Raw genomic sequence first — 11,757 nt, forward strand, 5'->3', positions numbered from 1 at the left:
AGAAACATGGAAAACAAAGCCGGCGAACTGGATGAAGCCTACAAGAAGCTGAGAGAAGAGTTTGACCGCATCGAAAAAATGTCTGAAGAATGACGGCTATCTATAAAATCTTTACCCGTCAGCAGTCCAGAGGCAAGTAAAATGCGTGTTGCCATGTGGTATAACAACCGGGATGTGCGCATAGAAGAGGTGCCTACCCCCCAAATAGGCCCCGGTGAGCTGCTGGTGCGGGTAGAAGCCAGCGGCATCTGCGGCAGTGATGTCATCGAATGGTACCGCCTTGACCGCGCGCCCCTGGTACTCGGCCATGAGATTGGCGGGCAGATTGTGGCGGTGGGTAAAGCGGTAGAAAACTACCGGGAAGGTGACCGCGTTTCTGTGGCCCACCACGTGCCCTGCAACACCTGTCGCTACTGCCTGAGCGGCCACCACACCATGTGCGATACCCTCCGCCGGACCAATTTCGACCCCGGTGGACTGGCGGAGTACATGCGTTTACCCGCCATCAACGTTGACCGGGGGGTATTCCGCTTACCCGATTCAGTATCCTTTGAGGAAGCGACCTTCATTGAACCGCTGGCCTGCGTACTGCGCGGACAAAGTACCGCCCGGATAAGACCGGGCACCAGCGTCCTGGTTATTGGCAGCGGCATTGCCGGTCTGCTCCATGTACAGTTGGCCCGAATCTTCGGCGCCAGCCGGGTAATCGCCACTGATATCAACGACTACCGTCTGGAAGCAGCCAGGCAGTTCGGCGCTGACACCACCATTCACGCTCAAGAAGACCTGCCCTCCTGCCTGCGCCAGGTAAATCAGGGGCGGCTGGCTGACCTGGTAATAGTCTGTACCGGCGCCAGAACGGCGATCCTTCAGGCATTAAAGTCCGTGGAACGGGGAGGCACCGTCCTTTTCTTCGCCTCGACGGAGCCCGGCGTGACTATCCCAATCTCAATAAACGAGATTTTCTGGCGTACTGACATCACGCTGACCACTTCTTACGCGGGCAGTCCCGCCGACTACCAGACGGCGCTGGACTTGATTCAGGCAGGCGCCATCCCGGTACGCCGGATGATTACCCACCGGCTGGGACTGGCGGAGACAGGACTGGGCTTTCAAATCGTCGCTGAGGCACGGGACTCAATCAAGGTGCTTATTGAACCCCAGCGCTAACCGGGTAACCGCTGATTGAAAGCACCGCAAAATCAGGACTTAGCCGGACTTACGGTAGCCTTCCCCACCGGAGATACCGTCCAGACAGAAGCAATCGCCACCACCGCCAGCAGGCCAAAGATAACCCATACACCCTGGTAACTGCCGAAGCTATCATATACCCAGCCGGCTATGGCCGGCCCGGCGATACCCCCGATCATATTTATCCCGATTATGATGCCAAAAATAGTGCCGAAGTTAGTTCTGCCAAAAAACTCTCTTCCCAGGGAGGGCCGTAACGCGTTAATCCCACCGTAACCAATGCTGAAAAGAATAAGGAAGGCCGCGAGCAACCAGATACCTGCCTGGGCGATATAGCCAAAGAAGACCAGTCCCAGCCCCGTTATTGCCAGTGCCCCTACTGTCACCGGCTTTCTACCAATCCTGTCTCCCAACCAGCCCAGACCGAGACGCCCGGCAATGCTCATCACCGGTATTGCCGTTGCTGCCAGCGCCGACACCGACCGGTTGATGCCGATACTGCTGAGATAAGGCATCACGTGAGTAACCGCCGCCGTCACCACCATAACATGATAGGTAAAAGCCAGGGCCAAACGCCAGAACGCCCCGCTGCGTAAAGCCCGCTTTACCGTCATCTCCTCTATGTCATCAACCGGCGGCAGCTCCAGGCCGCTTTCCGCCACCACCGGTTCTTTCTCCTCACCATCAAGTAAATAACCATACTGCTCAGGCCTGTGCCGGAAAACCAGAGATAGCGGCAGGATAGCAACTAACATTCCCAGGGCAAGATAACTCATCGTCAGGCGCCACTGGTACAACTCGATGAGTTTAACCACGAGAGGTACCATAAAACCGCCGAGACCAAAACCGCAAACCGCGATACCGGTAGCCATTCCCACCTTCTTCCGGAACCAGTTGGCTACTGCCGTCATCAGCACCGTCATATTGGAAGCGCTGATACCGATAGCCATCAGCCCGAACCCCGCGTAAAACATCGGCAGGGATACCGTACGGCTCAAGACAAATAACCCGGCGACAGTAAAGAGCACCCCGCCGAACACCAGTCTCCTCGGCCCCCAGCGGTCAGCCAGGATTCCCATGAGAGGAGCCATAATCCCCATCTCCAATCCACGTAATGAAGCCGCCAGTGAAATTTGTGTGTAGCTCCAGCCCATTTCGTCAGCTATCGGCTCAAAAAAGGCGGTGAAGCCGTAAAAGACAACTCCCGCCGAATACAATCCGGTCATCACGGAGGCAGCTACAATCCACCACCCGTAGAACACTTTAGGAAATTTCCATTTCAGGGACATCAGTTGACCAATCGTACCTTTAATACTTGAAAACTGAATACATTTGAAGAGGCAAACTCTTAAGACCGGGTGAATCGATGTACACTTGATACTATCACTATTATGGCGTACCACGCAAGGCTAACCCGTAATCTGGCATCCCTCAAATGAGGCTTCCGACAAAAGTTTTACAGAATCTTTACAAAATCTTCACGCATTTTAATGTCCCGGCTTATTATCGTGTGCTAGTAATCACATCAATTAACCTATCTTATCTATACCGCACCATTGCTTAGTTCTCCAGCCTGATGTATTATAATCCCTAAGTAATGACGCCAGTATGGAGTGACGCCGGAAGTTGTATTTACTGATACCGGTCTTCTTCGCCCTCGGTTTAGCCATAGGCAGCTTTCTCAATGTGTGCATCGACCGGTTGCCCCGGGGCCAGTCCATCATCAGACCCCCGTCATACTGCGCTGCCTGCTACCATAAACTGGGAGCCCTCGACCTCATCCCCGTTTTCAGCTATCTCTGGCTGCGCGGCCGGTGCCGCTACTGCCGGGCACCCATACCCCCCAAACTCCCGATTATGGAAGGCGTAACCGGCCTGCTCTTCGCCTTCCTTTACTGGAAGTACGGTCTGGCACTTGAACTCGGCATCTTGCTGGTTTATGCCAGCATCCTCATCGTAATATTCGTTATTGACCTGGAAAACCAGTTGATACTGGACAAAGTGACCTACCCGGCTATGGCGCTGGCTCTTGTCCTGGCATCTCTCTGGCCGGGGTTCTCCGTGATAAGCCTGCTGCCGCAGGGCTTACCGGGCAGAGCGCTCAGCGCCCTGGCCGGAGGCGCCCTGGGGCTGATAGCCATGGCGCTGCCCTTTATTATCTACCGCCGCGGCATGGGAATGGGAGATGTGAAGATGGGAGCGCTGGTGGGACTGATGACCGGCTACCCGCTGGTATTCGTCGCCATACTAATCTCCTGGATTTCGGGGGGACTGGTCGCCGCCATGCTGCTGGCCTTCAGGATTAAGGGACTCAAGGACCCGATACCTTCCGGCACCTTTCTGGCGGTTGCCGCCATGGTTACTCTCCTCTGGGGGCGCGAAATCTGGCAATGGTACCTGCCCTAATATGGAGCACAAAAAAACCCCCTACTTGACATATAAAGGCAAAATGCCTTACTTTAATGACGAGGAAGAATATGCTGACCAGGTATGAAAAGGAAGCGTACCAGTTTCTAGCCGTCTACCGCTTTCTGTCTTACGCCCTGGCAGTAATGTTTACCCAGGTCGGCCCGCCCCTGATGATGTCCCGGATAACGGACTTCCAGCTCTACATCATCCTGGGAATACTCGGCGTCTACTCCATCCTGAGGGTCTTTTCTCCCCTCCGCTGGCGGGAGAGAAGCCCGATGACCTATCTCATCCTGATAGGTGATTTTTTACTTGCCATCCTGCTCGTTATCTCTACCAACGGACTGAACAGCATCTTCCTGCTCTATTCCCTGACCCCCATCATGACCGCCGCCCTTCTCTTCCAGGAAAAGGTTGCCCTTTCCCTGGCAACCGCTGCCACCGTCCTGCTCTCCGCAACCCACATCGGACTCAGTCAGGTGAGCATCAGGTTTACCTGGATTATGCAGGGGTACAATCTCACCCTGCTGATAGTCTATACCCTCTTCTCTTTTGTCGTCGCCATGGTGCCTTATCGCATCAATCTGAACATCCGCCGGCGTATTGAAAGAGAGGCTATCATCGAAGAGCGCCGCCGGATTGCCCGGGAGATACATGATGGTATCGCCCAATCACTGAGCTACCTTAATCTCAAAACCAAGGTAGTCAGCGATTCCGTGGCGGCCAACAACACGGTACAGGCGCTCACCGAGCTTAATGACGTCAGGAAGATAGTGAAGGATACGTATGACGATATCCGGGAATCCATCGACCAGCTAAGCGCCGAAACAAAGGCCCTGCCCCTGATACCAACCCTGACAAACTACGCCCGGGAATACGGCAGCAATAACGGCATCCAGGTCAAGTTTGATGCCTCCAAAACCCTTCCGCAGCTCTCTCCGGTGGCTGAGCTGCAACTGCTGCGCATCGCCCAGGAGGCGCTGACCAATGTCAGAAGGCACTCCCAGGCAACGGAGGTAGAACTAAGCCTGGGCAGAAACGGAGAGGCGGTGGAGATGATGATCAAGGATAACGGGCGGGGTTTTAACTTCGCCGACCTGGAAGAATCTCCCCCCGGTTATCACGGGCTAAACATCATCAGGGAAAGGGCGGAAGGGCTTGGCGGGAGCGTGGATATCTCTACCGCCCCCGGAGAGGGAACAGCGATAATGGTTACTTTGCCAATGGCTACAGTGAGGTTATGAAATGGAACGTATCAGAGTTCTTATCGTAGACGACCATACCCTGTTCCGCCGCGGCATCGCCACGGTGCTGGCCAGTCAGCAAAACCTGGAGATAGTAGGAGAAGCCGCCGATGGACTGGAGGCGATAGAAAAGGCCCGGAAAATCGCCCCGGAAGTGATCCTGATGGACCTCAATATGCCGCGTTGCAGCGGGCTGGAAGCCATTCAGGCCCTTCAGTCGGAAATGCCCCAGATCAATATCCTGGTGCTGACCGTCTCGGAGATGGAGACTGACCTCTTCGCCGCCGTGAAGTTTGGCGCCACCGGTTACCTGCTCAAGAAAGCCGAGCCGGAGGAGCTGATTCATGCCATTATCAATATCGCCAGCGGCGGCGTGATTGTTTCCCCATTGATGGCAACCAAGCTGCTCACCGAGTTTAAAGACCTCAGCATCGGGGCAAGAAGGGAACCCGTCGAAGAGGACGGGGCTGACCTCAGCCCGCGGGAGGGAGAAGTCCTGCAACAGCTTGCCCGGGGAGCCACCAACCGGGAGATAGCCGACTCCCTGTTCATCTCCGAGAACACGGTAAAGACGCACCTGAAGAATATCATGGAGAAGCTGCACCTGGCCAACCGCAGCCAGGCGGCGGCATATGCCGTGAAGAGGGGGCTTGTCCATTACGGGGGATGACGGAAATGAATTGTCATTGCGAGCCATTCCCGAAGGGAAGGCGAAGCAATCCCGGTTGCGAAGAGACTTAACCTCTCCTGTCGGATGCTTCGGGCTCTCGTCCTCGCAATCCAACATGCTGGAGAACCAGCACAACACAGGATCAATATATGTCCAACACCGTCATTCTGGCGGAGGCCAGAATCCAGAAAAGGATTCGACTGGATTCCCGCTGGAGTTTACCCCGTACCCTGGCCTGTCGCCAGGACAGGCTTGATACGGGGCGGGAATGACATATTATTTACCTGACGCGACACCAGGAGTGTGTCCGAGAATCCAATATTGTCACCCTGAGCACATTCGCTTCGCTCAGTATAAACTCCGCGAAGGATATCGCTTGGGGGAGGGAATAGCTTCAATTTAGCCCCACCCCGACCCCGTATTTGATACGGGGCTTCAGTCGCCACGCTCCTTCAGAATGACATTATTCGGCCAGATTTCTAGGGTACGGCTCAGTACCTGGCTTTATTATCTTAGCACCTTTTGTGACATTTATCTCGTTGAGAAACCGTTGATTTTCCCGCGGTTTCCCTTCCGTCCCCGGGGAATAGAATATTCTCCCGCGGGATGTTAATATTGTAAGTTATGCGTTTTACATGGAGGCCGGGCCGACCCCATTACGCCTGGATGGTTCTGGTTGCGGTAATGGTAGTGCAGGCCATAAGCGCGGCGGTCCGTTTTTCTTTTGGGGTATTGATTGACCCTTTAATAGAAGAGTATGGCTGGAGCCGGGGAGCCATCTCCTTAGCCTACAGTCTCCAGTTCCTGGTGGGGATTCCCGCCGTTCTCGTGGCTGGCCGCCTGGCGGAGAAAACCGATTCTCGCCGGATTGTTATCGGGGGAACCATTATCTTTACGGTTGGTATGCTGCTTACCGCCACCATTTCCGAGGTGTGGCAGTTCCAGTTTTATTACGGCGTGCTCGCTGGCGGTCTGGGTTCATCGGCCTTTATCACCGTACTTCCGGTACTGCTTACCCGCTGGTTTCACCGGAAACTCGGGCTGGCAATGGGTGTTATGTGGGTCAGTGTCAGCCTGGGACCATCAGTATTCATGCCTCTGGTACGCTGGTCTATCGAAGCCATGGGCTGGGGTGATACCTTCATTATTTTTGGCGTGGTCGGCGGAATACTGATGCTGGCATCCAGTTTTTTCCTCAGAGACCACCCCGGAGAGATGGGCCTGACTGCTTATGGAAGCCAGGATATAGAGACGGCACAGGTCAATACCGGCTCCGGAGTTGCCGCTTTTTCCTGGCGGCAGATTACGGTTAATAGTAGCTTCTGGTTTTTAATTGCCGTCCATGCCCTGGGCTGTGTCGGCCATTCCATACCTTTAGCCCACATGGTCTCTATGGCCACTTTTGTCGGTATTGCCGGGATTACCGCCGCCGGAGTGTTGAGCGTTGCCACCGCCGCTTCGCTATTCAGCCGGCTGGGGATGTCTTTCGTGGCTGAGGCAAAGGGAGGCAGGTTTACCCTGGCTCTGGTCTTGCTGTTGCAGACTTTACCCACTATGCTGCTGCTTAACGCCCGGGAAGTACCTTTGTTTTACTCTTTTGCTTTACTCTTCGGGCTGGGCTATGGTGGAGAGATGGTTGGCTTTCCCATCTTTAACCGTCAGTATTACGGGAATAATGCTCCACTAAATACTATCTACTCCTATCAGATGGCCGGTGCCATGCTGGGGATGTCAGTTGGCGGCTGGTTAGGCGGCACTTTGTTTGACCTGACCGGGGTTTACACGTGGAGCGTTCTGGCCTCAGTTGGCGCCAGTATGCTGGGAATGATAGCCGCCCTGATGCTGCCCTTACATTATGCTCATCCGCATTCCTCTGATGTTGCTTGAACCAGCCGGATATTGCGTCAAATCGGAAGGTCAGGCTCCCTGCCGGTATGACTAAAGTCGTATTCAAGCTGTCATGGGTGCACTATCCTAATAATGATTAGGGAAAGTTCATGGAGTTAAGAAGGAGGTGGTGATGCCGATAAAGCGTCAGCCACCTTTGAGAATGGTCTCCTGGAATTGAGGCTCCCCAGAGTTGATATCTCAAAGAAGATCGAGGTTAAACCTGAACTCCCGAAAGGTGAGGAGACGGCTATCGCCTGACCTCCGGTCTGGTGCGTAAAGCAAAAGGAACCAGAACAAATCTTGGTTCCTTTTCTATTCACGGGCCTTTTTCTCATGGGTATCAAGGGTAGTTACCGGGTATAAAATCTACCGACAGATATTTTCCCGTTTGACTGGCTTTCTCATAGAGAAAGCGGGCAACAGCAATGTCCTCAATAGCAACTCCGGTGGAATCGAAAATAGTGATTGCCCGCTCATCTTTCCGTCCCGGTTTCCGGCCGGTGATGATTTCTCCGAGAGTAGCGTGGATATCATCACGGCTGAAGAGTCCTCTGGAAACAGGAACATTAATTTCTCCAGCGGCGCTGGCCTGTACCAGATCATCGACGACGACGATCGCTGTCTTTAATAGGGACGGTTCCAGTTCTTCTTTTCCTTTGGCGTCAGCGCCAACGGCGTTGATGTGGGTGCCGGGTTTAATCCATTCCCTTTTTACTATCGGCGTGCGTGACGGGGTTAACGTACACAGAATATCCGAGGCGGCGGTCTCTTCCAGTGAGCACCTCCGTACCGGATACCCGGGGAAGGAGGCGATGAATTTTTCAGTCGCCTCTTCCGATAAATCAAACACTCTTATCTGCTTGAAATCGAATATTTCCAGGTGGGCCAGTAACTGGGTATGGGCTTGCTGCCCGGCGCCGATGATCCCCAGAATCTGCGAATCCTTTCGTGCCAGGTACCTGGAGGCAATGGCCGCGGCCGCCCCGGTGCGGTAGGCGGTAATCTCGGTGGCGTCCATTATCGCCAGCGGGTACCCCGTTAACGGGTCATTATAGATGAGAATCGCCATCACCGTCGGCAGGCCTTGGGCCGGATTTTGGGGATGTACATTTACCCATTTCATACCGGCGGCTCCGGGCAAGGCTGCCGGCATCGCCCGGAAATCCCCCCGCTCCAGGACCAGGTAAGCCTTGGGCGGCATTTTGCCTTTGCCGCTTGCCATCTCCTTAAAGGCACGCTCCACGGCGGCAAGCGTCTCTTCCATGCTGAGCAAATCTCTAATATCATTCCCCGTTAGCAGAAGTGTGGGCATGCCGGTTTTCCTCTTTCAAAAAATTTGCTGCATCTCTCCCACTTTGAATTTAACGTTTTGCGGTCATACCGTCAAGTGGCTGCTACCAGCTAAAGGTATTATTCGGTTTTGCTTGGCGGTGTCATTGCGAGACCATCCCGACCCCGTATCAGTGTACGGGGTAAACTTATCGGAAGGCGAAGCAATCTGTGTTTGGGGAAGGATACCCCTCACCTCTCAGATTGCCGCGTCGCGGAGTTTACACTGAGCGAAGTGAACGTGCTCCTCGCAATGACAAATCAAATCAGCCAAATGCAAACAGAACCAAGCGAATTGACCTTTAGGCGTTCCAGGGTTTATAATTGAAATGCAGGAGTCACTTCAGGGGGAAAGCAAGGCAGGCAAGTTTGCACGAAAGCTGTGGCGTTGTTGGCATTTACGCTCCTAATGAAGATGTAGCTCGGCTTACCTTTTTCGCTCTCTTTGCTCTTCAGCATCGCGGCCAGGAGAGTGCGGGTATTGCCACCGCTGATGACCGGGGAATCCAGGTCTACGGTAATATGGGACTGGTATCTCAGGTATTCAACGAAGAATCTCTATCTCATCTTGGCGGGGATTATGCAATCGGTCATACCCGTTATTCCACGAAAGGTTCCAGCCGTATCATTAATGTTCAGCCTATCCTGGTCGGTAAGGGTTCCGGGGCTGTTGCCGTAGCTCATAACGGGAATATCGTTAATGCTGAGTATCTCTATCAGGAACTCTCTGAACAGGGTTACATATTTCGCAGTTCAACAGATACCGAAGTTATCGCTAATCTGATTCTTTCTTCCACCGAGAAGGACTGGGTGGGTAGAATAAGATACGCCATGCACCGGCTTCAGGGTGCGTATTCGCTGACTATTCTGACTAATGACTGTTTGTATGGAGTTCGTGACCCGCTCGGCGTGCGTCCCTTATGTCTGGGGACAATGAATGGCGGGTGGGTACTGGCCTCGGAAAGCTGTGCCCTGGACCATATCGGGGCCAGCTTCATCCGTGAAATTGAGCCGGGGGAAATAGTTTCCATCAGCGCTGACGGCATTGAAAGCTACCGGGAAGAAGTGAGCAAACGGGCGTTATGTATCTTCGAGTATATCTACTTCGCGCGCCCGGATAGTACCATAAACGGGCGCTTGCTCTATCCGGCGCGGCTGGCGATGGGGATCGGGCTGGCTGAGGAACACCCGGTAGATGCTGACCTGGTTATGGGTGTGCCCGACTCAGCGACAATTGCCGGCGTGGGTTACGCCCGCCGCTCAGGTATCCCTCTGGCGGAAGGACTGATTAAGAACCGGTATGTCGGGCGTACTTTTATTCAACCTGACCAGCGCATCAGGGACCTCGGCGTCAAGCTGAAATTTAATCCCCTCCCCGAAATACTGAGTGGCAAACGGGTGGTTCTCATTGATGATAGTATTGTCCGGGGGACCACCACGCCTCAGGTAATCAAGCTGGTGAGAAAAGCGGGGGCTAAAGAAGTTCATATGAGGGTCTGTGCCCCGCCCATTCGTTTCCCCTGCTTCCTGGGTGTGGATATGGCTACTCAGAGGGAGCTGATTGCCGCTCAGAAGACGGTACCTGAAATCAGGGATTTCATCGATGCTGATTCCCTGGGTTATCTGAGTATTGAAGGCCTGATTAAAGCGGTTGCCCTGCCTAAAGATATCTTCTGCATGGCCTGTTTCACCGGTAAATATCCTATCCCCGTCCAGATTCAAATGGACAAACTGGCACTGGAGTCCAGAGTCAGTTAGTCCCCTCAGAGTCCTCCTTGTCTTTCGGTTGTAATTAGCTGCCTAAAGTATTATTATTTTAGCTATCCGAGTGATTCGTCTAATCGTAATCAATAAGGAGGAGATTATAATATGGGTGACCGATTAAAAGGCAAGGTGGCGGTGGTTACCGGTTCCGGGCAGGGGATTGGACGGGGTATCGCTTTGGGCATGGCTAAAGAAGGGGCTAAGGTGGTAACCAATAACCGCCGTCCCGGCTCCACCGGACTCAGCATTTACGGGGAAGATTTCGAGAAAAAGCTAAGCGAAGAGGAGAAGGCACACGCCCGCCAGCTTGGCGGCGATGCCGAGACGGTGGCCGGGGAAATCAGGAATAAGGGTGGTGAGGCGGTCGCCTTCTTCGGAGATGTTGGTGATTTCCAGACGGCGGGCAAGCTGGTACAGACGGCGGTGGACAGTTTCGGCAAGGTGGATATCCTGGTGAACAATGCCGGTACCTTCCGGCGCGGTTTTGTCTGGGAGATATCGGAGGAGGACTGGGATTACGTCATTACCTCCAAGCTGAAAGGAACTTTTAACTGTATCCACCACGCGGCTCCTTTGATGAAAAACCAGGGCTGGGGACGCATTATAAATTGTACCTCATCTGCCTGGCTGGGTAATATAGAACATCCCAACTACAGCGCCGCCAACGCCGGGGTGGTGGGCTTGACCCGCTCGGTAGCCCGGGAGATGTACAAATACGGCGTGACCTGTAACGCTTACGCGCCGACGGCGATGTCACGGGGCCATGTCAGCCTGTCAGCCCGCATCAGGATGATGGCTCAGGGTGGAGCTCCCCTCATGGATGAAGAGCGGCGGGTACGTATGGAAGAGCTGCATGGCCCGCCGGAGGGAATGGCGCCGTTGATTGCCTATTTAGCCACCGATGCTGCCGCCCATGTCAGCGGGACGGTATTTGCCGCGGCCGGTAACGGAGAATTCCGTATTTACTCGGAGCCGGAAGAGATGAACCTGATCAAGAAGGATTCCGGTATGTGGACGGTAGATGAACTGGTAGAACAGGCGCCCGGTACTTTGCTGAAAGGGTATCAGAGTCCGGCAGCGGGCCCGAGGTAGGTCGAGGAAATTGTCAGTTCAGACATAAAGAGGGGGTAAAAAGATGGTTGACCGATTAAAAGGCAAGGTGGCGGTGGTCACCGGTTCCGGGCAGGGGATTGGACGGGGCATCGCTTTGGGCATGGCTAAAGAAGGGGCCAGGGTGGTGACCAATAACCGCCGTCCCGG

At 54.1% G+C, this 11,757-nt stretch carries 11 protein-coding genes; 9 read left to right on the forward strand and 2 right to left on the reverse strand.

The window, feature by feature from the left end; all coding sequences use genetic code 11:
• The first annotated feature begins 141 nt into the window (after positions 1-141).
• Positions 142-1,170, forward strand: coding sequence for a zinc-dependent dehydrogenase (locus tag Q8Q07_05945; protein ID MDP3879828.1), 1,029 nt, complete (start codon positions 142-144; stop codon positions 1,168-1,170).
• A 32-nt stretch (positions 1,171-1,202) separates the two neighbouring features.
• Here the strand turns inward: Q8Q07_05945 and Q8Q07_05950 are convergent, their stop codons facing one another.
• The gene (locus tag Q8Q07_05950; GenBank protein ID MDP3879829.1) at positions 1,203-2,453 is read right to left on the reverse strand and encodes an MFS transporter; all 1,251 of its coding nucleotides are present in this window, start codon (positions 2,451-2,453) and stop codon (positions 1,203-1,205) included.
• Positions 2,454-2,817: 364 nt separating this feature from the next.
• Here Q8Q07_05950 and Q8Q07_05955 point away from each other — a divergent pair, with 364 nt between their 5' ends.
• The 5 genes from Q8Q07_05955 (at position 2,818) to Q8Q07_05975 (ending at position 7,401) form a co-directional block, all read left to right on the forward strand.
• On the forward strand, positions 2,818-3,597 hold the full coding sequence (locus tag Q8Q07_05955; GenBank protein ID MDP3879830.1) for a prepilin peptidase: 780 nt from the start codon (positions 2,818-2,820) through the stop codon (positions 3,595-3,597).
• A gap of 71 nt (positions 3,598-3,668) precedes the next feature.
• Positions 3,669-4,844, forward strand: coding sequence for a sensor histidine kinase (locus tag Q8Q07_05960; GenBank protein ID MDP3879831.1), 1,176 nt, complete (start codon positions 3,669-3,671; stop codon positions 4,842-4,844).
• Between the two features lies 1 nt (position 4,845).
• Complete coding sequence (locus tag Q8Q07_05965) at positions 4,846-5,514, forward strand: response regulator transcription factor (protein MDP3879832.1); 669 nt, start codon at positions 4,846-4,848, stop codon at positions 5,512-5,514.
• Positions 5,515-5,663: 149 nt separating this feature from the next.
• Positions 5,664-5,786: a hypothetical protein gene (locus tag Q8Q07_05970; protein MDP3879833.1), complete on the forward strand. Its 123-nt coding sequence runs from the start codon at positions 5,664-5,666 to the stop codon at positions 5,784-5,786.
• 412 nt (positions 5,787-6,198) lie between these two features.
• Positions 6,199-7,401 (forward strand): MFS transporter, encoded by a 1,203-nt coding sequence (locus Q8Q07_05975; GenBank protein MDP3879834.1) that lies wholly within the window; start codon positions 6,199-6,201, stop codon positions 7,399-7,401.
• A 343-nt stretch (positions 7,402-7,744) separates the two neighbouring features.
• On the opposite strand, the gene Q8Q07_05980 is transcribed toward Q8Q07_05975, so the two are convergent.
• Entirely contained in the window at positions 7,745-8,716 is a 972-nt protein-coding gene (locus Q8Q07_05980; GenBank protein MDP3879835.1) for an ornithine cyclodeaminase family protein, read from the reverse strand.
• Positions 8,717-9,102: 386 nt separating this feature from the next.
• Between Q8Q07_05980 and purF the strand changes: the two genes are divergently transcribed.
• The 3 genes from purF to Q8Q07_05995 all read left to right on the forward strand — a co-directional run.
• Complete coding sequence (gene purF / locus Q8Q07_05985) at positions 9,103-10,491, forward strand: amidophosphoribosyltransferase (GenBank protein MDP3879836.1); 1,389 nt, start codon at positions 9,103-9,105, stop codon at positions 10,489-10,491.
• Positions 10,492-10,602: 111 nt separating this feature from the next.
• Positions 10,603-11,589, forward strand: coding sequence for an SDR family NAD(P)-dependent oxidoreductase (locus Q8Q07_05990; protein ID MDP3879837.1), 987 nt, complete (start codon positions 10,603-10,605; stop codon positions 11,587-11,589).
• A 43-nt stretch (positions 11,590-11,632) separates the two neighbouring features.
• Positions 11,633-11,757: SDR family NAD(P)-dependent oxidoreductase (locus tag Q8Q07_05995; GenBank protein MDP3879838.1), on the forward strand; the 125-nt coding region annotated here is incomplete at its 3' end.

It is taken from the genome of Dehalococcoidales bacterium (assembly GCA_030698765.1).
Classification (GTDB): Bacteria; Chloroflexota; Dehalococcoidia; order Dehalococcoidales; family UBA2162; genus JAUYMF01.

What these genes read in the sequence shown, in the direction of transcription:
- Q8Q07_05945 (MDP3879828.1), top strand. Translation starts at nt 142, where the DNA reads ATGCGTGTTGCCATGTGGTATAACAACCGGGATGTGCGCATAGAAGAG.
- Q8Q07_05960 (MDP3879831.1), top strand. Translation starts at nt 3,669, where the DNA reads ATGCTGACCAGGTATGAAAAGGAAGCGTACCAGTTTCTAGCCGTCTAC.
- Q8Q07_05965 (MDP3879832.1), top strand. Translation starts at nt 4,846, where the DNA reads ATGGAACGTATCAGAGTTCTTATCGTAGACGACCATACCCTGTTCCGC.
- Q8Q07_05970 (MDP3879833.1), top strand. Translation starts at nt 5,664, where the DNA reads ATGTCCAACACCGTCATTCTGGCGGAGGCCAGAATCCAGAAAAGGATT.
- Q8Q07_05975 (MDP3879834.1), top strand. Translation starts at nt 6,199, where the DNA reads ATGGTAGTGCAGGCCATAAGCGCGGCGGTCCGTTTTTCTTTTGGGGTA.
- Q8Q07_05980 (MDP3879835.1), bottom strand. Translation starts at nt 8,716, where the DNA reads ATGCCCACACTTCTGCTAACGGGGAATGATATTAGAGATTTGCTCAGC.
- Q8Q07_05990 (MDP3879837.1), top strand. Translation starts at nt 10,603, where the DNA reads ATGGGTGACCGATTAAAAGGCAAGGTGGCGGTGGTTACCGGTTCCGGG.